General features: G+C 37.3%; 20 protein-coding genes. 6 read left to right on the top strand and 14 right to left on the bottom strand.

The genetic code is table 11. The features are described 5' to 3' along the window. The first annotated feature begins 36 nt into the window (after positions 1 to 36). A complete protein-coding gene (nhaA, locus tag EPI11_RS07180) occupies positions 37 to 1,218 on the top strand; it encodes a Na+/H+ antiporter NhaA (RefSeq protein ID WP_128389279.1) in 1,182 nt (393 codons plus the stop codon). Between the two features lie 155 nt (positions 1,219 to 1,373). On the opposite strand, the gene EPI11_RS07175 is transcribed toward nhaA, so the two are convergent. From EPI11_RS07175 to dapF, 4 genes are all read right to left on the bottom strand, one after another. Beyond that, on the bottom strand, positions 1,374 to 2,021 hold the full coding sequence (locus tag EPI11_RS07175; protein WP_128389278.1) for a peptidoglycan-binding protein LysM: 648 nt from the start codon (positions 2,019 to 2,021) through the stop codon (positions 1,374 to 1,376). Positions 2,022 to 2,304: 283 nt separating this feature from the next. Beyond that, the gene (gene mltG / locus EPI11_RS07170) at positions 2,305 to 3,345 is read right to left on the bottom strand and encodes an endolytic transglycosylase MltG (protein ID WP_128389277.1); all 1,041 of its coding nucleotides are present in this window, start codon (positions 3,343 to 3,345) and stop codon (positions 2,305 to 2,307) included. Between the two features lie 11 nt (positions 3,346 to 3,356). Beyond that, on the bottom strand, positions 3,357 to 3,887 hold the full coding sequence (locus tag EPI11_RS07165; RefSeq protein WP_128389276.1) for a GNAT family N-acetyltransferase: 531 nt from the start codon (positions 3,885 to 3,887) through the stop codon (positions 3,357 to 3,359). Then, positions 3,881 to 4,663, bottom strand: coding sequence for a diaminopimelate epimerase (gene dapF / locus EPI11_RS07160; RefSeq protein WP_128389275.1), 783 nt, complete (start codon positions 4,661 to 4,663; stop codon positions 3,881 to 3,883). Before dapF ends, EPI11_RS07165 begins: the two co-directional genes overlap by 7 nt. 111 nt (positions 4,664 to 4,774) lie before the next feature. On the opposite strand from dapF, the gene EPI11_RS07155 reads away from it, so the two are divergent. Both EPI11_RS07155 and EPI11_RS07150 read left to right on the top strand, forming a co-directional pair. Further along, complete coding sequence (locus EPI11_RS07155) at positions 4,775 to 6,163, top strand: S1C family serine protease (RefSeq protein ID WP_128389274.1); 1,389 nt, start codon at positions 4,775 to 4,777, stop codon at positions 6,161 to 6,163. Between the two features lie 127 nt (positions 6,164 to 6,290). Continuing rightward, positions 6,291 to 6,656: a hypothetical protein gene (locus tag EPI11_RS07150; protein ID WP_128389273.1), complete on the top strand. Its 366-nt coding sequence runs from the start codon at positions 6,291 to 6,293 to the stop codon at positions 6,654 to 6,656. Between the two features lie 62 nt (positions 6,657 to 6,718). Here EPI11_RS07150 and EPI11_RS07145 read toward each other — a convergent pair whose 3' ends face one another. After that, positions 6,719 to 9,424 (bottom strand): Ig-like domain-containing protein, encoded by a 2,706-nt coding sequence (locus tag EPI11_RS07145; protein WP_128389272.1) that lies wholly within the window; start codon positions 9,422 to 9,424, stop codon positions 6,719 to 6,721. A 154-nt stretch (positions 9,425 to 9,578) separates the two neighbouring features. Continuing rightward, entirely contained in the window at positions 9,579 to 12,278 is a 2,700-nt protein-coding gene (locus EPI11_RS07140) for a T9SS type A sorting domain-containing protein (protein WP_128389271.1), read from the bottom strand. A 498-nt stretch (positions 12,279 to 12,776) separates the two neighbouring features. Here EPI11_RS07140 and EPI11_RS07135 point away from each other — a divergent pair, with 498 nt between their 5' ends. Both EPI11_RS07135 and EPI11_RS07130 read left to right on the top strand, forming a co-directional pair. Beyond that, positions 12,777 to 14,225 (top strand): glyceraldehyde-3-phosphate dehydrogenase, encoded by a 1,449-nt coding sequence (locus tag EPI11_RS07135; RefSeq protein WP_128389270.1) that lies wholly within the window; start codon positions 12,777 to 12,779, stop codon positions 14,223 to 14,225. A 21-nt stretch (positions 14,226 to 14,246) separates the two neighbouring features. Next, positions 14,247 to 14,549: a hypothetical protein gene (locus EPI11_RS07130; RefSeq protein ID WP_128389269.1), complete on the top strand. Its 303-nt coding sequence runs from the start codon at positions 14,247 to 14,249 to the stop codon at positions 14,547 to 14,549. Here EPI11_RS07130 and EPI11_RS07125 read toward each other — a convergent pair. Beyond that, entirely contained in the window at positions 14,541 to 15,617 is a 1,077-nt protein-coding gene (locus EPI11_RS07125; RefSeq protein WP_128389268.1) for a DUF418 domain-containing protein, read from the bottom strand. The genes EPI11_RS07130 and EPI11_RS07125 overlap by 9 nt on opposite strands. Positions 15,618 to 15,687: 70 nt before the next feature. After that, complete coding sequence (locus EPI11_RS07120; RefSeq protein ID WP_128389267.1) at positions 15,688 to 16,254, bottom strand: Crp/Fnr family transcriptional regulator; 567 nt, start codon at positions 16,252 to 16,254, stop codon at positions 15,688 to 15,690. Between the two features lie 508 nt (positions 16,255 to 16,762). Here EPI11_RS07120 and EPI11_RS07115 point away from each other — a divergent pair. Then, positions 16,763 to 16,987 (top strand): helix-turn-helix domain-containing protein, encoded by a 225-nt coding sequence (locus EPI11_RS07115; RefSeq protein ID WP_128389266.1) that lies wholly within the window; start codon positions 16,763 to 16,765, stop codon positions 16,985 to 16,987. A gap of 198 nt (positions 16,988 to 17,185) precedes the next feature. Here the strand turns inward: EPI11_RS07115 and EPI11_RS07110 are convergent, their stop codons facing one another. From EPI11_RS07110 to EPI11_RS07085, 6 genes are all read right to left on the bottom strand, one after another. Further along, entirely contained in the window at positions 17,186 to 19,462 is a 2,277-nt protein-coding gene (locus EPI11_RS07110) for an aconitate hydratase (RefSeq protein ID WP_128389540.1), read from the bottom strand. A gap of 573 nt (positions 19,463 to 20,035) precedes the next feature. After that, a complete protein-coding gene (locus EPI11_RS07105) occupies positions 20,036 to 20,416 on the bottom strand; it encodes a hypothetical protein (RefSeq protein ID WP_128389265.1) in 381 nt (126 codons plus the stop codon). 111 nt (positions 20,417 to 20,527) lie between these two features. Continuing rightward, the gene (locus EPI11_RS07100; protein WP_128389264.1) at positions 20,528 to 21,481 is read right to left on the bottom strand and encodes an AAA family ATPase; all 954 of its coding nucleotides are present in this window, start codon (positions 21,479 to 21,481) and stop codon (positions 20,528 to 20,530) included. Positions 21,482 to 21,581: 100 nt separating this feature from the next. Next, positions 21,582 to 22,988 (bottom strand): peptidylprolyl isomerase, encoded by a 1,407-nt coding sequence (locus EPI11_RS07095; RefSeq protein WP_128389263.1) that lies wholly within the window; start codon positions 22,986 to 22,988, stop codon positions 21,582 to 21,584. Beyond that, positions 22,972 to 23,823 (bottom strand): hypothetical protein, encoded by an 852-nt coding sequence (locus EPI11_RS07090; protein WP_128389262.1) that lies wholly within the window; start codon positions 23,821 to 23,823, stop codon positions 22,972 to 22,974. Before EPI11_RS07090 ends, EPI11_RS07095 begins: the two co-directional genes overlap by 17 nt. Further along, a complete protein-coding gene (locus tag EPI11_RS07085; RefSeq protein ID WP_128389261.1) occupies positions 23,823 to 25,796 on the bottom strand; it encodes a peptidylprolyl isomerase in 1,974 nt (657 codons plus the stop codon). The genes EPI11_RS07090 and EPI11_RS07085 overlap by 1 nt, the downstream gene beginning before the upstream one ends. Between the last annotated feature and the right edge of the window lie 57 nt (positions 25,797 to 25,853).

The following is a 25,853-nucleotide window of genomic DNA, read 5'->3' as shown; positions in this document are numbered from 1 at the left end:
CTGGGAGTTTTGTTCCATATTTCTTAACTTTGAAATATGACAAAACTCATCAACCTTAAAATTTTTAAGCGCTTCTTTAGTTCATCTTCTGCCGGCGGTATTTTACTTCTTATTTGCGTAGCAATTTCATTAACTATTGCTAACACAAGTTTCGCCGGAAGCTTTGAAAACCTCCTGAACCGTGAGATCGGTTTTGCAAATGACAGCCTACAACTGCGTTATCCTGTTTTACTTTGGATAAACGACGGATTAATGGCTGTATTTTTCCTTTTGGTAGGTTTAGAAATTAAGCGTGAAATTATTGAAGGTGAGCTCTCCTCCTTTCGCCAGGCGTCATTACCTGTATTTGCTGCCTTGGGCGGCGTTATGGTTCCGGCACTTATCTATGTGTTTTTTAACATGAATGATACCCAAACCGCTAATGGGTGGGGTATTCCGATGGCTACTGATATCGCTTTTGCATTAGGTATTCTATCCTTATTAGGAAACAAAGTACCTACAGGGCTTAAAATATTTTTAGCGGCGCTTGCCATAGTAGACGACCTTATGGCTATACTGGTTATCGCAATTTTTTATTCATCAGATATTCACTTTGACTACCTTATGTATGCAGGAGGTGTATTCGCATTACTTATCGCGTTTAATAGATTTGGTGTAAAAAACATCTTTTTCTATATAGTACCGGGTATTGTTATGTGGTATCTTATTCACCATTCAGGCATACATGCCACTATTGCAGGTGTACTTACTGCACTTACATTACCCACAACTAACGACAGCAGCGAATCTTCTTTAGAAAAACTGGAGCACGCTTTATCAAGACCCGTCAATTTTATAATTATGCCAATTTTTGCCATCGCCAATACCAACATTACCTTTGAAGGCAGCATGGTAGAAGGATTGTTCAGTAATTTAGGAATGGGTATAGTATTAGGATTGTTTTTAGGAAAACCATTAGGGATCTTCTTGATGTCATGGTTATCGGTAAAACTAAAAATTGCGCAGCTGCCTGCAGAAACCAACTGGCTTCATGTATTAGGATTAGGGCTTTTAGGCGGTATAGGCTTTACTATGTCAATCTTTATTGCACTGCTTTCGTTTAGTGAGCCTGCTTTACAAACTGAAGCCAAATTTGCTGTACTCATAGCCTCTGTTATATCTGGTATTGCAGGATACACGCTGTTAAGCGCTTACAACAAAAAAAAGAAAACAGTATAAACCAATTAAACTGGAATATGATTATACTGCATTATCATATAACAGTAGATATTTTTATAAGGATCTAATTGACCAAAAATATAATCAGTTTGGAAAACCTATAAACAAAAAAGAACCGCTTTATAAGCGGTTCTTTTTATATCTATTCACTAAGATTAAAGCTTAACCTTTGGTGCCGGGTTAGCAACAATACCTGAGGTATCATAACCACCAAATCTTTTTATGTAGCTTTTAAGTGAGGTTCCAAAACCATCACGAAAGCCTTTATTACCATTGCTCTTTAAAAAGCTTTTTACAGATCCTGCACCTGCAAGGTGAGCGGCTGCAAGCAGCCCTGATTCTGTAATTGTAATACCTTTTACTACCTGTCCTTCAAAACGATGAATCTCTTTACGCAATTCCCATTTATTTTTAGAAAGTAAGGCCTTAAAGGCGCGCTCCTGCATTTTTGGATTATTAAGGAACTCTTTGGTATCTTTTATTCCCAATGCCCTTAGGGTGCTTTTACCAAACTGGTACTTGCCCATGTAACCATATCGGTTAACAATCTTGTAAAGCCCTTGTGATTCTTTTACTGCTACCGCTTGTTTAAAGCCGGTATACGATTTTCCGGTGAAAGGAAAAGTTAAATTGACTTTTGCAGTTTCGTCAATTGTTGGTACTGTGTAATTGGTAATTTCGTCTTTCGCTAAGTGAAATCCTTCAATCTTCCCAAATTGCTTTGCTTCGTTTTCTTTAAAACCCGAGCTTACAATTGTAATAATTAGGGTTAGCCCTAAAAAGTATATCCATTTTTTTATCATGTGTTTTGATTTCTCATAAGCTGTCACCCGATGAAATTTCTAGACTGCAAATATAAGCAAAAACATTAACCTGATTTACAACAACTTACATAAAAACCTAACTTTAACATAACCCTGGGGTGACAAATCCGGCTTATAATTTTCCGTAACTACTGTGAAACAAGGGGCTTACAAATGATTTCATCAAAGGCAATTTGACCCCAAAAAAAAGCACTTTATCGGCATAAAAAAAGCCTGAAAAAGTAAAAACTTGATCAGGCTGTGAATATTTTTGTAAGAATTTCTATCTATTTATTCCCATTTTTTCTACCCAAGCAACATATTTTTGACGATTTACTTCATGTTGTGCAGCCGTTACAGCAAACTCATGATAGCCAAAATTTGTTACACTTGCACAGAAATAAATGTAATTGTGCTTCTCCGGATTTAACACTGCATCGATCGCAGTAATATCAGGCATTGCGATTGGTCCTGGCGGCAATCCTGCATATTTATACATATTATATGGAGAATCTATTACAAGGTCTTTAAAGTACACCCTTTTGATTACCTGATCGAAATCTCCCGATTGCTTTTTCATTGCATAAATAACTGTTGGATCTGCTTCCAGCTTCATTCCTTTTTGAAGACGGTTAAGGTATACACCTGCTACCCTTGGTCGTTCGTCGTTCTTAACAGTCTCTTTGTGCACTATAGAGGCAAGAGCAGACACCTGTAACGGCGTAAGATTTAAAGCTTCTGCTTTAGCCAATCTTTCCGGTGTCCAGAATTTCCTGTATTCTTTAGCCATCTTATCCCTCACCTTTGTAGCCGATGTATTCCAAAAGAACTCATAGGTATTAGGAATAAACATACTTAATACATTGTCTTCATTAAAGCCATTCTCTTCAAGGAACTTTTTATCAGTAAAAGCTTTTAGCAAAGTAATACTATCCGGTTCGATCTGGCTAGCAATACGGCCTACGGCTCTTTCCAGTGTTTCCTGATTGTTGAACGATATGTTTACCGGCACCGGCTGACGTAATGAGTTTATAATATCATTACTGTTCATTCCCTCCTTTAAAATAAACTTACCGGCTCTTATGTGTCCAGGATACTCTTTTTTATTGGCAACCATATCAAAGCGCTCCATATTTTCAACATATGGCTTCACTATTTCCTGAACTTCGGCATAATTTGATCCTGTTGGAATAAACAATGCTACCTCACGATCATTGAATTTTGTATTGGCCGAAAAAATATCTTTATAGATCATATACCCATAAATGGTACCAGCCGTAACTACTACAAGAGAAAATATCCCTACAATTTTTTTTAAGTTCAAAGTATTTGTTTTTATTGTTGACTAATAAGCTGATATAAAGCCTCGTCGTGGTAAATATTATCTTTTTTAATCCAGTCTTTTTTTACACCTGCTAACTGAAAGCCAAAATTAGTAAAAAGGCTTATACTTGCAACATTCCCTAAATCAATATTAGCATAAAGCTGATGTAATTGTAATTTATGAAAAGCATAGTTAATAAGGAGGCCCAAAGCCTCACTGCCCATACCTTTACTCCTGTCTCCGGGGTTTTGTATAATAATCCCAATTCCCGCTCTTTGGTTTACCGCATCAAAATCAAAAAGGTCTATGAGACCCAATGCTTCGAAACTACCGTTTTTACAAATGGCCAGCCTGAGCTGTTTGGCTTCAAAAATATCCTGATGTGCGTTTTCCAGATATTGACGTATTAAAAAACGGCTATAGGGTGTTTGCGTATTGCTAACCTCCCATATCTCTTCGTTGTTTTCCAACCGGTAAATAAATTCCAGATCTTCAGGCTCGAGTGCCCTAAGGTAAAATGTATTTCCGGTTAGGGTTACCATTCTATAGTACCGTTAAATACAAATTGGGCAGGTCCGGTAAGGTAGATATCTGTAAACTGCTTCCCTTTTTGTACAAAAGATACAGATAATGTTCCACCCGGTGTTAATAAAGTAACGGTATCAGATTCGGTTTTTTGCAACACTTTCATCGCAATAGCAACAGCAGTTACACCTGTTCCACATGACAAAGTTTCATCCTCAACCCCTCTCTCATAGGTTCTTACTGAAAACTTGTCATCGACAGTTTTGGCTACAAAATTTACGTTTGATCCTTTATCGCCATATAAACCACTGTATCGAATATGAGATCCAACACCTTTTACATCAAATTTTTCCAGTTCATCAACCAGTTCCACATGATGTGGGGAACCGGTATCTAAAAACACATAATTTTCGTAAACAGAAACGGCATTTACATCTTTCATATGAAGCGATACAATTCCCTGATCATCAACGGTTGCATGGTGTTTACCATCTACGGCAACAAAGTCGGTTTCATTATCAATGATATCCAATGCTTTAGCAAATGCAACAATGCATCGGCCTCCATTACCGCACATAGTGCTCTCATTTCCATCAGAATTATAATAGACCATACGAAAATCGGCATTTCCATCGTTCTCTAATAAAATAAGCCCGTCAGCACCTATGCCAAATTTACGGTCACATAAATGACCGATTAATTTGGTATCATTTTTGGGAAATGTGTTAGTACGGTTATCTACCATAACAAAGTCATTCCCTGTGCCCTGGTATTTATAAAATGTATGTTCCATCGTTAGTATATTAGGGCAAAAGTACAAATATAAATGATATGTAAAATGGTAGCTGCTGCTTAAAATTTGCTAATTATTAATCAATAACGAAAATTAAATACTGTTTAAATTATGAAAAGAATTTCTAGTTTATTTGCGGTTGCCCTTCTTAGCGGCGCCACTACTCTGGGAGCTTACAAACTGGTATTTGACAATGATAAACCATCATCTGCATTATCAATAGCCCCATCGTCTCTATATTCAAAAAATGTAAACTTTACCGGACCTGAATCGGTAGATTTTACTGCAGCTGCAGACGAAGCTGTACATATTGTTGTTCACGTTAAAAATGTGAGCTATGGCTCATCTGATCCTTACATGAATTATATGTATGGCTACCGAGGTGGCCAGCAGCCTGCTCAGGTAGGAACCGGATCTGGGGTTATTATTACTCAGGATGGCTATATTGTTACTAATAACCATGTAGTCGAAAACGCATCGGAACTTGAAGTAACGCTTAACAACAATAAGACATATAAAGCAAAACTTGTAGGTACTGACTCCAAAATGGATATTGCCTTACTAAAAGTTGACACTAAAGACAAACTTCCGTACGCTACATTTGGTAACTCTGACGATCTTAAAGTAGGAGAATGGGTACTTGCCGTAGGTAACCCTTATAACCTTACCAGTACAGTAACCGCAGGTATTGTTTCGGCTAAAGCCAGGAATCTTAGTAAAGACGGACTTCAATCCTTCATTCAGACGGATGCTGCTGTAAACCCAGGTAACAGCGGTGGCGCACTGGTTAATACTAAAGGACAGCTTATTGGTATCAACACCATGATATCATCTACAACAGGGTCTTATGTAGGTTACTCGTTTGCCGTACCTTCGAACATTACACGCAAGATTATTGAAGACCTTATGGAATATGGTAACGTTCAGCGTGGTACACTTGGCGTTAAGGGCGGTGAGCTAAACAGTAACGCATCTAAAGAATTAGGCATAAACGAAACACAAGGTTTCTATGTTAGCAGTGTTGTTGCCGATTCCGGCGCAAAAAAAGCCGGTATTAAAGAAGGCGATATCATTGTGAAGATAGACGATAAAACGGTGAATAGTTTTGCCGAGCTTAATGCCGCTATTATTACCAAACGCCCTAATGATGTAGTAAAAGTTGCTGTAAAGCGTGATGGAAAATTGATTACGCTGCCGGTACAGCTTTCTAAAAATGAAATAAACAGTTTTGTGTACAGCGGACTCGAATTTGAAGACCTTACCGCTGCGGAGAAAAAAGCATATAAAACCAGCTATGGTGTTAAAATAAAAGAGATTACAGACGAAAATTACATGCCTTATTATGATGAACTTAAAGGCGGAATAATTTTGAGTATTGGTAACGTAAAAGCAAAAGATATTGATACCGTATCTGAACTGCTTTCTAAGAAAAATCCTAACCAGCGTGTAAGGGTAGAAATGATATCAAAAAGTGGAGAATTGATCCGTTTTATAATGTAAACGCTCTCTCTATCCAATTTAAAAATCCCCTGCAGCTGCAGGGGATTTTTTTTACAACACTATCATAACCTTGAGTAAATGCATAACCACAGTGTTTTCTTTATTTTTGTAGAAACCCTTAGAAGAAATGAAGAAGAAAACTTTCCGAAAACTGGAGGTCTTGTTGCATTTCCTTACTGCTTTTATATTACTGCTTAAAGGTTGTGATGAGCTAAACAGAGGACTGTATTTTCCCGGCTGCATCATTCTGGGACTGGCTATCACTATACTGGTAATAACCATTTATTGGAAAAAACTGTATATAAAACCTAAGCAAGCACGTATTGTGTGTTATTATCTGGAGGCCCCAGCACTTTTGATAACGTCGTATGTGCTGTATCTTGAAAACAAACTCTTTTTACCAGATATCTTTTTTATTGCAGCTATACTATATCCTGCAATGGGTTTTATAACTTCCAAAAAGTTTAATCAGATAAGGAATACTTCTCTTTAAATAATAACAAAAGGACAGCCATTGGCTGTCCTTTTTTCTATGTAATATAAGTAAAATAAATTTTATCTCTTAACAAGTTTAATCACTTTATAAGCATCTTCAGATTGTACTTTAACCATATAGGTTCCTGCAGCAAGCTGCGATAAATCGATTTGAACAACATTTTGATCGGTATTTTTTGCAACAACTTCCTGACCTAAAAGATTGAATACCGTTACACCTGTGATTGTATTCGAATAACTAAGATTAAGCACATCGTTCACCGGGTTAGGATAATAATTAAATGCTGCAGAATTAAACCCTTTCACACCTAATACCACATCTACTGTTACAGCAAACGGAGCACTTTCACACTCACCTATTGTTTGTGTAGCATAATATGTTGTAGTACCTGCCGGAACGATCGTATCTTCAGACAAAGGATTTTCTCCGCTTTCGGCATCTTCCTCTGTTTCATACCATGCCACCACACCGGTCGCAGTTACTTCAATATCATATAACAATACATCTTCATTTGATATATATTCTACAGTACTATTTCCGGATGGAGGAACCGGTGCGTTAATTGTAATTGCAAAAGAACTCTCTGCATTACATGCCGGGTTAGAGCCTGACACTACATAAACATAAACAGTCGCATTCTCGGTTATAACATTACCAGCAGCAAGCATAGTACCTCCTCCTGCAGTTGCTGTATAATAGGCTCCGTTTTCTAAGACTGGAAGCACATATTCAAAACACGCCGTTACATCATCTAAATCAGGTGCTGTAACTTCATTTATTGTTACCGTAAATGAATTTTCGGCACTACATGCAGGATTAACATCAGACACTGCATAAATATAAATAGTAGCTGTTTCTGTTATTACATCTCCTGCAGAAAGCACACTACCACCGCCGGCAGCCGCTGTATAATAAGCTCCGTTTTCTAATACAGGAAGCACATAGTCTGAACATGTTGAAACATCATCAAGATCATCCACAGCAATATTTGTAATAGTTATAACAAAAGAGTCTTCGGCAGAACATACCGTAGTCGTTCCTACTTCTTTATAAACATACAACGTAGTATTTTCTGTAATTATATCACCTGCCGAAAGCATATCGCCTCCACCGTCAGTTTCGGTAAAATAATTACCATTAACCAAAGCCGGAAGTACGTAATTGTTACAGGCCGAAACGTCAGCAACATTATCAACAGTAACAGCATTTATTGTTACCGTAACAGCTGCTCTTGTAATACTTTCACAGCCAATTGTTTGTGACGCATAATAAATAGTACCATTATCTAAAGGAATTGCAGCCCCTAACGGTGATCCTACTGTAGCTGACAAGTACCATTTCACTCCCGTTCCTGTTGCAGCTAAATTTGCCACTGTAGCACCCGCACAAAAACTTTGTGTATTTGCCGCTGTAGGAGCTGCAGTTGTACATCCAGGCGCCACATTAAGCAAATAATCCTCAACCTGTCCATAAGAGTAGTCATCGCCATCATTTGTACAAGGATCTACAGAAAATTCATTATACAATTTAAACACTCTCATATAAGTAAGGCCGGGAGTAGCATTATTAGGTATTGCAATAGTACCCGTAGCCTGAATACCATCAGTTCCATTAGATCCGGTAATAAAACCGATCTCAAAAGATTCGCCCGGATCATTAAGATTCCCATTATGATTAAAGTCAATATACACTTTAAAGTAATTATTATAACTAGGCCCATTAGTATTACCCTCTAATACAATCGGATAACTTGAACCCGCAGTTACCTGGCCAGGTGTAAGGCTGGAAAAATTCTGAGTATCAGGTGTTCCATTTACAACGGCAGAAGTAACATTATTTATTCCTGCAAACTGAACGCGGGTAATTGGCTCAACATCCGAACCAAATACTACTTCACACAAACATGGAAGCCCGCTATTCACTACCTGTACTGGTGTACTGGTCACAACAACACCAGCTGTCCCACAACTCACATTTGCCCTATACCATGTAGAAACTGTTTGTGCAGCAGTTAGTGTCACACCTGTACCACCTGCAATGTTAGTATAAGCAACACCATCTGTGGATTTTTGCCATTGAAATACTAAACCGCTTGAAATAGGATAAGGATTAAGTGATAAAGAAGCACCTTCACCATTACATATGTTGGTCTTAGCCGCTATTGTGGTCATAGCAGGAGGCGCACCCGTACAAGCTAACGATGCTGCCTGAGTTACCGTTACCCCATCAACAAAAAAATAGTAATAAAGCTCTTCATTTTCATTTGGTGTCCCTGTTATTCTCAAATAAACAGTATTTCCTCCTGTAGGGGTAAAGGTTGCCGTCTTGATTACGCAATCTTCAGATTCTGTATGATTTGCCGGGGATATTGTTTGAATTACAGTCCATGGACCCGAAAGAGAAGTAGCATATTCTACTACAAAGGTCCCCCAGTCCGGACTGTTAGGAAGAGCAGTTTCATCAGAATTTAATATTTTAAAGTTATAGCTCAGTGTTGCTAGCTGGCCATTAGATATCCCGATAGACTCAGATACTGAACTAGCCCCAAATGCTCCGAACTCAGGAAAACTAAATACCTCTGCCTGAAAACAAAAGCCAGAACAAGCCAAATAATCATCTGTGAAAAATCCGTCCTCGGTATCCCATCCAAAAGTTTCCGATTCAAAATCCTGCGAATAGTTTATTTGTGAATACCCTTTATTGGTAAAGAGAAGGGTACCGAAAACAAAAAAAATGTAAAGTAATAATTGTAGTTTTAGCCTCATGATAAATGTTATTTTTTAATTAGATAAAGATAAATTTACTTAAAAAAGCAACAACTAACACAAAATCAGACACTATAAATAGTAATTTAAAAATAAAAGAAACAAAAAAGAGGCAGCTATTAGCTGCCTCTTTGCATAGTTAAAAATTCATTTTTTATCTCTTAACAACCTTAATTACTTTATAAGCATCTTCAGATTGTATTTTAACCATATAGGTTCCTGCAGCAAACTGTGATAAATCGATTTGAACAGTATTCTGATCAGTGTTTTTTGTAACCACTTCCTGTCCTAAAAGATTAAACACCTTCACGCTTGTGATTGCATTCGAATAACTAAGATTAAGCACATCGCTAACCGGGTTAGGATAATAATTAAATGCTGCAGAATTAAACCCTTTCACACCTAATACCACATCTACTGTTACAGCAAACGGAGCACTTTCACACTCCCCTATTGTTTGTGTAGCATAATATGTTGTAGTACCTGCCGGAACGATCGTATCTTCAGGTAAAGGATTTTCTCCACTTTCGGCATCTTCCTCTGTTTCATACCATGCTACAACACCGGTCGCAGTTACTTCAATATCATATAGCAATACATCTTCATTTGAGATATATTCTACAGTACTATTTCCGGATGGAGCAACAGGTGCATTTATTGTAATCGCAAAAGAACTCTCTGCTGTACATGCCGGGTTAGAACCCGATACTGCATAAACATAAACAGTAGCATTTTCAGTTATAACATCTCCGGCAGCAAGCATAGTACCTCCTCCTGCTGTTGCTGTATAATAGGCTCCGCTTTCTAAAGTTGGAAGCACATATTCAAAACAAGTAGTAACATCATCTAAATCTTGAACTGTAACTTCACTTATTGTTACTGTAAATGAATTTTCTGCAGTACATAAGGGGTTAGTTTCAGACACTGCATAAATATAAATAGTAGCGTTTTCTGATATAACATCTCCCGCAGAAAGCATAGTACCACCTCCTGCTATTGCTGTATAGTATGCTCCGTTTTCTAAAGCTGGAAGCACATAATCTGAGCACGTTACAACATTCTGAACATCATCAACCGAAACACTATTGATTGTTACCACAAATACATCTTCTGCCGAACATATTGTAGTTGTTCCAACTTGCTTATACACATACAATGTGGTTGTTTCAGAAATAATATCTCCGGCAGCAAGCATAGTGCCTCCACCTGCAGCTGCTGTATAATAATTACCGTTAACCAAAGCCGGAAGTAAATAATTAGAACAAGCTACAACATCTGCTACATTATCAACCACAACATTATTGATTGTTACTGTAACCGCAGTCCTTGTTAAACTTTCGCAGCCTACAGTTTGTGTTGCATAATACACCGTACCATTAACCAAAGGAATAGCAGCACCTATCGGTGAACCCACATTGGCATCTAAAAACCATTTTACTGCCGTTCCTGTTACCTGTAAATCAGCAACTGTTGCACCAGCACAAAAACTTTGAGCACTGGCAGCAGTAGGCGCTGCTGTTGTACATGAAGGCGTTATGTTAAGTAAATAGTCTTCAACCTGTCCAAAACCCATATCAGCTGCACCTGCCGAACAAGGATCTGTAGGAGCTATTGAATACAACTTAAATACTCTCATGTAAGTAAGGCCTCCCATTGCATTTAAAGGTATTGTAATATTACCAACAGCCTGTATGCCATCTACTCCTGTAGAATTAACAATAGTACCGATAACAAACGATTCTCCTGGGTCAGTCAAAAGACCATTATGATTAAAATCTATATATACTTTAAAATGATTGGTCCAGTTTCCACCTGTATTACCCTGTAATGTAATGGGATAGGTATTACCAGCTGTAACTTCTCCTGGCGGAAGAAGGGTGAAATCCTCATTATCAGGAGTTCCATTAATAACTGCAGAAGTAGTATTATTAATACCTGCAAACTGCACTTTTGTTATTGGCTCAGTATCACCTAAAAATTCTACTTCACACAAACAGGCAAGCCCATTATTAACAACCTGTACGGGTGTACTGGTTACCGGTGTACCACTTCCTGTACAGGTGATAATAGCCCTATACCAGGTATTAACTGTTTGAGGACTGGTAATAGATGCTGCTGTTGCTCCGGCAATATCTGTGTAAGCAACACCATCAGTAGATTTTTGCCATTGATATGTATAGCCTGTAGCTGTATAAACCGGATTTAAAGACAAAGAAGCGGCCATCCCATTACATACTGTAGTTCTTTTAGCTACTGCAGAAGATGCTGCCGGTGTACCTGTACATCCTACAGCTGGCTGTGTAACGCTAACATCATCAAAGTACATTAAGAAATCATTGCTTGTACCACCCAACTCAACTCTTACCTTAATAAACACCTGGCTTCCTGCCGGTGGTGTAAAAGTTACAGTTTTAGGAGCACAAGATGCAGACTCAACGTGAGTAGCCGGTGTTATTTGTCCGATTTCAGTATATGGTCCAGCCACAGCTGTAGCATAAAGGACTTTTATTACACCCCAGTTTCCGGCATTTGGAGTTGGAATTGAAGGTTCAAAAAAATCATACTCCAATAATTTATACTGAAATGTTAGTGTAGCCTGTGCTCCATTGGAAGTACCAATAGATCCCGATGTAATTTCTCCCGAAGTACTAAACGAGTAGATACTTGTCATTGCTGATATAGCGCCTCCACATGGAGTGGTATCGTCAAGAGTAAAACTACCGCCAACAGTAGTCCAGTTTACGGTTCCTTCAAAGTTTTCGGAATAGCTAATTTGCGAGTACCCTTTATTTGCAAAAATTAGGGCTCCAATGACAAAAAAACTGTAAAGAAATAATTGTAATTGTGATTTCATGATATAGGTGATTATGATTAATAATTTAAATTTAACCAAATTTTAATAAGAATACACCCCTTAATTCACAAAAAAGCCTGCTTTTAACAAAAATTTCACAATAAAATATTTAAAAACTTATTAAAATCCTCAAAAATATTGCCTTTATTAATCAAAAAAATAAATCATAAACTCCTGATTATCAACACAAAACTAACCTACAATATTAAATATAACTAAATTCTTACATTAAAATCACAACAATCAGCATAAAATAGATTTTATAAGAAATTTACTTGGTAAAAAACACAAAATATTAGATTATAAATTTCCCACTCAATAAACTATATATTCATCAAAAACCCACAACTTAGTATATTTTACTTTACAATTGGTACAGTTTTAACTTTAAAACATAAAAAATGAAAATAAAAAAAAAACTTTGAGATTTTTTTTTACGAAAACGTTTGAAATCAATACTTTTGCACCACTAAACAACACTCTAAAATTTTTATCTTCATGAACAATAATGTTTTATATGAAAAGGAGTTGTCATTTCAGGCAGACAGGCGTAAAGCCGGCGTGGAATTCATAAAGATCGTTAGTGATCTTTGGTATGACAAATCCATAGAACTGGTATTATTCAGAAATCAGCTTATCGACACGAATGTAAGCGACATTATCAACCTGCATGAATATGCTGGTGAATTTGTACAAAAACCTATCAACGTGTTTGATTCTGTTGAAATTGCAAATGCAATTCAGGCATTAGATTTACCACCATCACGTATTGATATTGGTAAACTTACTTACGAATACCATCTTGAAGATGACAAGTATAACGATGCTACAGCATTTGTTATCGACAAACTTAAAGATGCTAAAGCAACTAAAAACATTCAGCCAAAAGACGTAATCCTTTACGGTTTTGGCCGTATCGGAAGACTACTTGCACGTGAGATGATGTGCAAAATAGGTAAAGGAAACCAGCTTCGTTTACGTGCTATTGTAGTACGTGATAAAACTGACGCTACCTTACTTGAAAAAAGAGCATCGCTATTACGTTACGATTCAATCCACGGAGATTTCCAGGGCTCAGTAATTGCTGATCCAGAGAATAACGCCCTAATAATCAACGGTACTACAGTACATATTATCAGTGCTAACTCTCCAGAAGATGTTGACTATACAAGTTACGGAATCGAAAATGCCCTGCTTATAGACAATACAGGAGCCTTCACTACCGAAGAAGCTCTTAGACGTCACATGAGTTCTCCAGGTGTTGAGAAAGTACTTCTTACCGCTCCTGGAAAAGGTATTCCAAACATCGTTTACGGTGTAAACCACAACGAATACAGTCCTGATGAAGTAGATATTTTCTCTGCAGCATCATGTACTACAAACGCCATCACTCCTATCCTTAAAGCTGTTGAAGACACCTTAGGAGTTGTGAAAGGCCACCTTGAAACAATCCATGCCTACACAAACGACCAGAATCTGGTTGACAATATGCATAAAAAATACCGCCGCGGACGTGCAGCTGCCCTGAACATGGTAATTACCGAAACAGGAGCAGGAAGCGCAGTAGCTAAAGCATTACCATCATTAGCAGGTAAACTAACGTCGAATGCGATACGTGTACCGGTTCCAAATGGCTCTCTTGTAGTACTTAACCTTGAGGTTGAAAAACAAACAACGGTTAACGAAATCAACGAGATCATGAAGCACTATGCACTTGAAGGCGAACTTGTTGAGCAGATAAAATACTCAATGAACAACGAGCTTGTATCGTCTGATATCGTTGGAACATCACAACCTGCAATCTATGACAGCAACGCTACGATAGTAAGTGCCGACGGTAAAAACATCGTACTATATGTATGGTATGATAACGAGTACGGATATAGCCACCAGGTTATACGCCTTGCCAAGTATATCGCTAAAGTAAGAAGATATACTTACTATTAATGGTTTCAACCAACCTATATAATGAGAAAATCCGCTTCGAAAGTTGCGGATTTTTTATTGTATACCTACCCAATCAATACTCCACTTTCTGTTTTCAAAACCCACTTTTGGAGAGGAACATTGAAATCAGTCAAAACACCTAAAATCAAATCATTACGAATCAGTCTTCCACTTTTGGTACATTTTAAGATTCAATGTCACCCTAAACCAGTCGAAGGGAATATTAATGAAAAATTTCAAGCAATTTTTACTGCAAAAATGATTGCAGTAAAATTCATTAAAAAGCCCCTTAACTTTGCAATGCATCCGAAAAGATTAACCTGATATTTTTCGCATGATCATTTCTAGCGGACCGTTTTTATATTTCTGAACCCACAGCTTGCTAAAATAATAACTAGTGATAAAATAAAATATAGAGAACAGTAAAATGTAAAAAGCCGAAATAGGTTCCTGCTGTGTGACATGACCTGTATATTCTTTATCCGCCAAAAAAGCTAGGAGTAACATACCAAATACAATATGCGAAATGTAATGCGTCAATGTCATCTGGCCTGTAGCTGCAACATTTTTAGCAAATTGTTTATCGGCAACGATATTTCCCAAATACATAAACCCCGAGATCATCATCAACCCGAACCCAATTGTACTTAACATGAATGGTAGAAAAGGCGGCAGGTAATCAGCATTAATATAAAAATAAACATCTTCAGAAAGATTCATATAATTCGACCGCCACTGTAAGACAGTTATAGTAATATACAATACCAGACCGGCAATGAACATCTTTTTCTGAGTTTTTAATTCGCCGCAATCCAACCTTCCCAAGTACATTCCCATAATAAAATACGCAGCCCACGGGAAAACCGAATTCCATCCGTTATAAAAAAAATTCCTTATAAAACCGCTAAAACTCCAGGAATCACTGTATTCAAACGTATCAAAATTCCATCCGGTTTCAAAAGGAATAAACATTAAAAGAATATGAAAGACAAGAATAAGAAAACCAGCCATTAAAATATAATACCGTTTGTTTATAAACAGTATCAAGAGAGCTATTCCCATATAAGCACCATAAAAATGCAGGATATCCGCAGACCACCATAAAGAAAGTAAAAGCCCAATAACAAAAAGAAACACGGCCCTTTTCCCAATAACAGTCCTAAGTTTATTTTTCTCCTCAGAGGTATATCCAGAACGGTTAGTCATCAACGCAATACCCATACCCGCCAGCATAACAAACACTGTACTTGAATTTCCGCTGAACAACGACAAAAATTTTCCCAGCAAGCTCTTGTCGTTATGCAAACCAAAAACGGTATTAAAATTCACGATATACATTCCAAATATAGCATAGGCCCTGGCAAGGTCAAAGCCAATAACACGCTGTTTCATAGTTTACAATTTTACCGCGAAGCTCAGCAAACTAATCCAACAGGCATTTGACCTAAGTCAAATAAACACCCTAACGTTTAGCCCTAATCCGGCTCAGCGTTTCCAGTGAAATACTAAGATAAGAAGCAATATAAGTAAGCGGAATGTTCTTTATGATCTGCGGATCCCTGGACAAAAGCAGTTCATACCTTTGCGTGGCATTCAAGGTGTGAAGTTCAAACAGACGCTCTTCAAGCCATAAAGCATAATGTTCTGTAAGCAAAAGATCAAGCTCAGTAAGCACAGAATATTTAGTTTTCAGAGCAGCAAAAACAATATAATCCGTTACCGAAACTTTAATGTCAGTTAGTGCCTGTATAAATTCCCTTCCAGGGTGCTGCCCAACATAACTGGAAAAAGAAATAGCAAGATCATCCGGAAAATAGATTTCAGTAGTAATTTCTTTCCCGTCATTGATATAGAATTTCCTTGCTGTACCTTCCTGAATGAAATAACTCTTTTTACAGGTCTCTCCATCCCGCAGCAAATAATCTCCTTTCTTAAAAGTCTTTACATCGGACACAACAGTTAAAGCTTCAGTCACCTCTTCATCAAGCGAATCTATAAATTCATTTATTTTATTCAAATGAACACCCATCAGTCAATACGTTTATTAATTTTTAAAAGTAAATAATTCTGTACTAATATCAGACTTATTTTTATCCCCGAGCTTGTCGAAGCGCGATATAAATGCCCCACAAAACATGTCACACTAGCCTGTCAAAGCGTACAATTAAGATAACCGAAAAACCAATCGAAGTATGCGCATATGATCAAAAACCGCCCTGTCATGCTGAGCTTGTCGAAGCATTTCCAATTATTAGTTCACAGCGAATGGCAAGCGCTTCCCCACAAGGCCATTCCTGTCCTGTCCAGCTTTAGCAGGATGTCCGCTATATCTCCCGCAAGGCAGTCCTGCTGAGCTTGTCGAAGTGCATAACGAAATAATCGCCCCCGTCATGCTGAGCTTGTCGAAACACTGTCTTGCAAGAGGATGCTGCTTCCATCGGGGCTAACGGAATTTTCGCAATTTAATTTTTGGAATCGACATGATGATATTTATTTAAAAACATATCTTTATGATAAGATAACTGCAATTTTATATCGTGGTAGAAAACGAAGACATACAAGTCCTGAAAAAAGTGGGTGAAAAGCTAAAACAAATACGAATTGAAAAAGGCTTTTCGCAGGAAACATTATCCTATGATGCCAACATACCCAAAAACCAGGTTGGCAGAATTGAACGTGGCGAAATAAGCACCACCATTACGACACTTCACAAAATTTGCAAAGCGCTGAATATTCCGATAAGAGAATTATTTGATTTCTAAAATTAAATCTGTTTTGTCATTTCGACCGAAGTGAAACGCAGTAGAGAAATCACAAGCTAACAGGAGAGTCACACTCGAACTCAAAAAACAAGTATTTTTCCTATATTTTAACGTACTCCTCAATAACAAAACATATAACACAAAAAACGCCCAACTTTCGTTGGGCGTTTTTACACTATATAAAACTAAGAAATATTATTAAGCTTTAGCTTCGGCACCTGCTGCAGCAATAAGGTTCAATGCAGATCCTGCTACAAACCAGCCAATCTGGCCTTCGTTGTAAGAATGATTTGTCATGATGATATCCTTAGTACCGTCAGCGTGAACAAACTCCAAAGTCAATTGTTTTCCCGGAGCAAATTCTTTAAGGTCTAAGAAGTTGATAACATCGTCTTCCTGTATTTTATCATAGTCAGCCTCATTAGCAAAAGTAAGCGCAAGCATACCTTGTTTTTTAAGGTTGGTTTCGTGAATACGTGCAAACGATTTAACCAATACTGCCTTAACACCAAGGAAACGAGGTTCCATTGCAGCATGCTCACGAGAAGAACCTTCACCATAGTTATGATCACCCACAACGATAGAAGGAATACCTGCCGCTTTGTAATCACGTGCCGTTGCAGGAACTGCCTCATAATCACCTTTAAGCTGGTTCTTAACGGTGTTTGTTTTCATATTGAAAGCATTCACAGCACCGATAAGCATATTATTAGAAATGTTATCCAAGTGGCCACGGAAACGTAACCAGGGACCTGCCATAGAAATGTGGTCAGTAGTACATTTACCAAACGCTTTGATAAGTAGTTTAGCACCTGTAATGTTTTCACCATTCCATGGAGCAAACGGAGCTAGTAACTGTAAACGCTCAGAAGAATCGTTAACAGAAATAACAACAGCCGATCCGTCAGCAGCCGGAGCCTGGTATCCAGGATCTTCAGCATCAAAGCCTTTTGGAGGAAGTTCATTACCTGTTGGCTCATCCAGCATTACTTCTTCGCCATCTTCGTTGATAAGCTTGTCAGTTAACGGATTGAAACCAAGGTCACCCGCAATAGCAAGAGCCGTTACAAGTTCCGGAGAACCTACAAATGCAAGTGTGTTAGGGTTACCATCGGCACGTTTAGAGAAGTTTCTGTTGAATGAGTGAACAATTGTGTTACGCTCTTCTTTCTCTGCACCTTCACGATCCCACATACCAATACATGGTCCGCAGGCATTAGCAAATACAGTAGCGCCAATTTTATCAAATGTATCGATAAAACCATCACGCTCTATAGTATAACGTACCACTTCAGAACCCGGAGTGATCGTAAACTGAGATTTTGTTTTTAAATTTTTGTCAGCCACCTGTTTTGCAAGAGAAGCCGAACGTGCAATATCCTCGTATGATGAGTTGGTACAAGAACCTATCAGACCTACCTGAATTTGTAGAGGCCAGTCATTTTTAAGCGCTTCTTCTCTCATTTTAGAAATTGGCGTAGCCAAATCCGGAGTGAAAGGACCGTTTAAGTGTGGCTCAAGTTCAGAAAGGTTGATCTCAATAACTTGGTCAAAATATTCGTTAGGATTAGCATATACCTCGTCGTCACCTGTTAGGTAAGCCGCAACAGCATTAGCAGCATCAGCAACATCAGCTCTGTTTGTAGCACGAAGGTAACGGTCCATAGACTCATCATATCCAAAAGTAGATGTTGTAGCACCTACCTCTGCACCCATGTTACAGATTGTACCTTTACCGGTACAAGACATTGCTTTAGCACCTTCGCCAAAATATTCAATTACAGCACCAGTACCACCTTTAACAGTAAGGATACCGGCAACTTTAAGGATAACATCTTTAGGAGCAGTCCAACCTGATAATTTACCGGTTAACTTAACACCTATCAGTTTTGGGAATTTAAGCTCCCAAGCCATACCACTCATAACGTCAACCGCATCAGCACCACCTACACCAATGGCAAGCATACCTAAACCACCTGCGTTAACAGTGTGAGAATCGGTCCCGATCATCATACCACCTGGGAAAGCATAGTTCTCTAATACTACCTGGTGAATAATACCAGCTCCCGGTTTCCAGAAACCAATACCATATTTGTTTGAAATAGAAGAAAGGAAATCAAAAACCTCATTACTTTGCTCTTTCGCGCGTTTTAAGTCGGTTCTAGCATCTACTTTCGCCTGGATAAGGTGATCACAGTGTACCGTTGTAGGTACAGCAACCTTAGCTTTTCCAGCGTGCATAAATTGTAAAAGAGCCATTTGCGCAGTAGCATCCTGGCAGGCAACTCTATCCGGGGCAAAATCTACATAGTCAGCTCCTCTTTGGAACTTCTGTGTAGGATTTCCTTCCCACATGTGTGAATATAAAATCTTTTCAGAAAGTGTAAGCGGACGACCAACAAGTTCACGAGCCTTGTCAACGCGTTCTGCCATGTTCTCATACACCTTTTTGATCATTTCAATATCAAAAGCCATAGTAAGTATATTAATGTTCGTTTGTAAAAAGTCCGTAAATTTACTCATTCTCTATTCAATTAAAAAATTTTTATCGTTTCTTTAATTTCAAAGGATTATTATTTATAAACATTCTATTTTACTGAAGAAACCACAACAACTTTAAGATATAGTGTCGTTTATTTAAGAATTCGTAATATTTTAATCTTATATTATCAAATCATGAACAAAGTACTTAAAATAGCAAAAATATCCATTCGAAAATGTTTGCGTACGGCCTCTTATTTTTAGTATTTTTTGATTTTTATTCCATCAAAAATATTTTCTGCTGACGCAAGATCAGTTTTAAACAGGAAATTAATCCGACATGAACAACTGTTACGAACCATCAAATATCAAAGAGGACTCTTTTTCCGAAAAATCATAATATTACACATAGAATATTATAAAATACGCTCATCAATTTGGAACTGGCTATAGAACCATACAAACCAAGTTATCAACACATTAAGAACATACTTATCAACACCCAAAACAAAAAAAGCTGTTCGGAAATAAATTACCGAACAGCTTTTTTTAATGATTTTTTGTTTTTTAGTACGTTACCGTAAGTACACTTTCGTCGTAATTAACCTTTGTTCTAACATACTTGTAAACCATTGCAATACCCATAAGGATGGCTGCACTAAATAATACAACGCCAAGAGCCGTAGATCGCATAGCGATTGATGCTGCTTCTAATTCATGGTATTCTGAAGTTACGGCTAGCAGCATATACACAGAAAATGATCCAAGCGCTGTACCATATATAAGCCCTGCTAAGCGATTCTTGTAAAAAATCTGCAGGAACAATAACCAGGTAACTAACAGCGCGAAATAATTCACACTTCCCAATGCAAAATAGCTTTCAATAGTCCAGAACATTCCCATTCCCATGAAAAAGAGTTCGGGGATAATACCAAATCTTTTTTTCATATTCTTTTAAGTTGTGTTTTAAAGATATCACAATATCTATATTGTTTTCTTATAAAACAAGAAAATAACTCACAAATTATTAACAATATCCTAACATGAAAAAAGCTGTTATTAAAACAGCTTTTTTATTATCATTTCTTCGGTTATGCCTTCGGCATCAGCCTTATAATTTTTTATTATCCTATGGCGTAATATTCCGGTAGCCACTGCCTGTACATCTTCAATATCCGGCGAATACTTACCATTAAGTGCAGCATTGGTCTTTGCTGCCAGAATTAAATTCTGAGAAGCCCTTGGCCCTGCTCCCCAGTCTAAATATGTATTTACGTAATCATTAGAAAGTGGGTTACCCGGTCTTGTTTTTCCCACAAGCGTTACGGCATACTCTATAACATTATCTGCAACAGGTATTCTTCTTATTAAATGTTGAAAATCCAGTATCTCCTGTGATGTAAATAATGGGTTTACTTTTACAGTAACATCAGATGTTGTACTTTTTACCACCTGTACTTCCTCGGCAAACGATGGATAGTCCAGTTTTATTGCAAACATAAAACGGTCCAGCTGGGCTTCCGGTAACGGATATGTTCCCTCCTGCTCAATTGGGTTTTGTGTAGCCAATACAAAATAAGGCAAAGATAATTTATGATGATGACCTGCAATAGTAACCGCTTTCTCCTGCATAGCTTCAAGTAGAGCTGCCTGCGTTTTCGGCGGGGTACGGTTAATCTCATCGGCAAGGATAATATTCGAAAATATCGGACCCTTAATAAATTTAAACTGTCTGTTCTCATCCAGTATCTCACTACCTAATATATCACTAGGCATAAGATCGGGTGTAAACTGAATACGTTTAAACTCAAGCCCCAATGCCTGAGAGATCGTATTTACCATAAGCGTTTTAGCCAGACCGGGTACACCTACAAGAAGAGCGTGCCCTCCTGCAAAAATACTTAGTACTATCTGTGCCACGACTTCATCCTGGCCAACGATTATTTTTGCGATCTCCTGTTTTAACTCTTTCTGTCTCTGAACTAAGTTTTGAATGGCTGCTACGTCTGACATATAGTAATGTTGGATTATAAATTTAATTTGGCCATACAGCCGACTTCAAACTTATAAATATTTTTAATCTTTACCTAAAGTTTGAGATATTAACCTACAATTATTTTACCCAATGATTTGTAAACGGACACTTACGGTAGTCTCCATTTACTTTTATGTAAGTATCTTTAATTTTAGCATCACTCCATTTCCCAATCTCTTTTCTTTGTTTTTCACGCAATGCAAGCTCTTTGATCTTTGTATAATCTTTAGCATAATCTGCGGTATGCTCATCAAATCGATCAGTAACCATCATTAATTTATATGTCTGCTCACCTCTTTCTCCTACATCACGTATAGGTTTTGACACTTCTTTATCTTTCAGGTCAGAAATATTGTTATAAATTTCCGGTGGAAGCTTAGTAAGTTCAAAACGGTTATTAAATGTTTTTGGATTAATCAGAAGACCACCGTTATTACGGGTTTCTTTCTCATCAGATTCAGAACGTGCCGCATCTGCAAATGAAATTTCACCATTAACAATTTTAGTTCTTATCATCTCAGCTTTCTCCTTCGCTTTTTGCAAAGCTTCCGGTGTTACTTTTGGCGACATCAATATATGTCTAACATCAAGTTCCTGCCCTCTAATCTTTTCTACATAGATAAGGTGAAAACCAAATTCTGTTTCAATCGGGTCAGATATTTCACCTTCAGCAAGGCTAAATGCTGCCTCTTTAAATTCTTTTACAAATTGAGATTTTCTGTTCATCTTCATAAAACCACCACTTGCTCCAGATGCGCGGTCTTCAGAATATAATACGGCCTTACTGTAAAAACTGGATCCATCCTGTATCTCCTTTTTGAGTGCCTTCAGCTTATCAATAACTTTTTGCTTTTCCGCCTGCGATATAAGAGGCTTTATAACAATTTGTGCTACCTCCATTTCAGCACCAAAAATCGGCAGGTCTTCTTTCTTGAATGCAGAGAAATATTGTTTAACCTCTTCCGGAGTTATCTGCACACCTTCAATAATTTTTTTCTGCATCTGCTCAGTAAGTTTCTGATTTTTTATCATTTCAGAAAGCTCTGTTCTAAAAGCATCGATACTTTTCTTTTTAAAGTAAGTCACCATTTGCTGCTCACTGCCCAGTTTTTCAACAAAATAGTCAATTTGCTTATTCATGGTTTCATTAACCTCTGCATCACTTACAATGATACTATCCTGTATTGCATGGTGAGCATACAGCTTATCCTCCATTAGTTTACCTAAAAGCTCACAGCGTGTTACCTCTTTAATTGGTACATTTTGAGCCTGAAGCTCCCTGAACATCATATCAATATCTGAATCCAATACTATGAAATCTCCTACCACAGCAATAACACCATCTACTTTAGACCTACCCTGAAAAGCTCCTGGCTTAACACTATCTTTTTTGGTTACCGGTAGTATCTCCTGCGCAACGGTCAGGTTAATCCCTAATAAAGCAAAGGCCAAAAACAGGAAAATCCTGTTATTTATAAATTTCATACTCATTGTTTTTAATCGCGTCATCCGTTATTTCTTTTTGGAACTTCTTTATTAACTCCAGTTTCCTATTATTTATTATCAATTGCTGTAAAGTTGGCTTTATATATTCAAAAGGCGAAACCTGATTCCTATCCAATACTTTTACCACTTTCACTATATACACATCTGTAGAATCAGGATATTGGTAAGACATGCTGCTGCTTATATATTTATCACGATTCTCCGGTGTAATAAATGGCAGTTTCGCATATACCTGATTCATGTCTACCCATGTAGAATCATTAAACGCATAACTTTTAAACTGTATAGCCATATCGTTAAGCGATTTAAGATCTTTTTTGTTACCACTCAAAAACCGGCTTTTAACCAAGCTGAATTTTGGATGTTCTTTATCAAGCCTAACATACTTAAGCTTTACTAAAGTACCTGTCGTTTTAAAATTATCTTTATTTGTATTATAATAAGCGGCAAGTTCCTGTTTTGTAACAACAGTATCCACACTTCTCTTTACCACTTCTTCAAGGTATGCGCCAGTATAAAGATCTATTTCATACTGACGTATAAGTTTAGCATATTCTGCTTGTTTTTCTTTACTAAGATTTACTTGTGCCGCGTTATAAAGCAGCTTTTGCGAAGCCCAACGATCAATATAACTCTTTACAATAGCAATACTGTCTTCCTTAGAAGTACCCGGAGGCACAATACCCTTAAGCTCGCTGGCATCAAGATATTCTTTTTCTACCCTGGCCACAGCCTCTGGTTTTTCCTCTTCTTTAAAGTAGCTGCATGAGCCTAGAGTAAGAGCCAGTAAGAACAATATTCCCTTTTTTATCATTATTGATTAAGCTCTTTTTTAACCCTTGCAAAAACATCTTTATTCACCTCTACAGAAAATTCTTTTTCAAGATCTGTAATCCAGTTGCTTTCCAGTTGCTGCTGATAATCGTTTATAACACGCCCTTTACTCTGTTCAAAAGTTTTAGGCCCTGCCGGAAGTATATCATTTGTTTTTACGACATAGAAATAGTTCCCTTCCTTAACAACATCAGATATACCTTTTTTCCATTCTTTCATTTTTGGCAATGCTTCGCTATCCTGGTCAAAAACACCCAATTTTTCAAGTACTTCAACTTTGCCTTCTTTATTAAGTTCGGCCTTTATAAAATCAGCATCCTTTCCTTTTTTAAGAAACTTCTTTACCTTCTTAATAACATCTTCTTTAGTAGACGAGTAAACATCTGCATCTACCCTGTCTTTCCACTGGTATTTATCGATGTTGTTTTTATAATAACCCTCCAGTGCAACTGTATCATTTTTAGCCTTTTCCCAAATCTCCTTCTCCATAAGATCAAACAATAGCAAGCCATCACGATACTCACCCATTACCAATCCAAATTCAGGAAACTCTTTTTCAAGATTGTCATTATAATAAGCATTAAGCTTATCGTTTGTGAAGTTATCAAATAATATATCAGCCTGTTTAGCTATCGGCTTAACTACTAAACCTCCTTTTTGCTGTATACTTACATACTTCAGAAAATCTTCCGCACTAAAAGTTCTGTCGCTATTGATGCTTAAAACCGTTTGGGTATAAGCAGCGGCATCTTTAGGCATCTCCCATGACTGAGTATATATCTTATCATTTAAAGCCTTAACCGCTTTTGCATAAACTTTAGCATCCTTCTTAACAGCATACTTTACCTTAAGTTTTTCTGTCATTGAATTTGCAATAAGTTTAGAACGCTCGTCTTTTCTTATTTTGTTTTCAAAATCTGCTTTTAATTCATCAAAAGGCCTGTCTGTATGTTTCTCTATAAGTTTTACAATATGCCAGCCGTGCTGTGATTCAAACGGAGCTGTAATATCTCCCGGCTGTTTCAGTGCAAAAGACTGATCTTCAAAAACCGTAGAACTTAGTTCTCCGGAACCAAAACGATTTAATTTACCTCCAACAGCTGCTGTAGATTTATCCTCAGAAAATTGTTTTGCTAAGGTTTCAAATTCTTCTCCCTGTTTTAATTTTTTATAAATATCCTCAATAGTAGATTTTACTTTTGCAGTTTCTTCCGGGCTATCTTTCTTAGGCTTCATTATCATAATATGCGCCACAGTAACATCCCCTCTGTTTTGTCTTACATCAATCACTTTAATAACGTGATATCCAAAACGGCTTCTTATCGGCTTAGACACTTCTCCTTTTGGCGTAGTGTAAGCACCGGTTTCAAAAGGATAAACCATTCTGAATACCGAAAAATAACCAAGATCTCCTTTATTTTCTTTCGCTGAAGGATCTTCAGAATATTGTTCTGCCAGCTTTTCAAAGCTCTCCCCTGCTAATGCTTTTTTACGAACATCAATAGCTTTATTATATGCTTTAAGTGTATCTGCAGGCAATGCATTCTCATCTACAAGGAATAATATATGCGATGCTTTAACTTCTTTTTTAGAACGGGCATATGCCTCATCTATAAGTTCTTTTGTTACTTTAGTATCAGTAAGGTAATTTTTAGTAAGCTGGGTGCGGTATGATTTTAACTCTCCCACATATTTCTTACCGTTTTGAAGTCCTAGCTTATTAGCCTTGCTCACTTTTAGCTTATAACCAATAAACAGGTTAAGGTAATTATCCAGGTTTTTTTGAGAGTCATCTTTAACGAGGTCAAGATTTTTATTGTAAATCCTCACAAACTCATCTGTATAATAAGGCTTGCCGTCTATGGTAAATAATACTTCTTTTTTAACTTCCTGAGAAAAAGATAGTGCCGAAACAAATAGGCAAAGACCTAAAAGAACTTTTTTAAATTTCATTATAAACTTAATTTATATGCTTTAATCGGTTAGTAAACGCAGGGAAACCTAAAAAAT

It is taken from the genome of Flavobacterium cerinum (assembly GCF_004028155.1).
Lineage (GTDB): Bacteria > Bacteroidota > Bacteroidia > Flavobacteriales > Flavobacteriaceae > Flavobacterium > Flavobacterium cerinum.
This window is presented reverse-complemented; position numbering and strand designations above follow the sequence as displayed.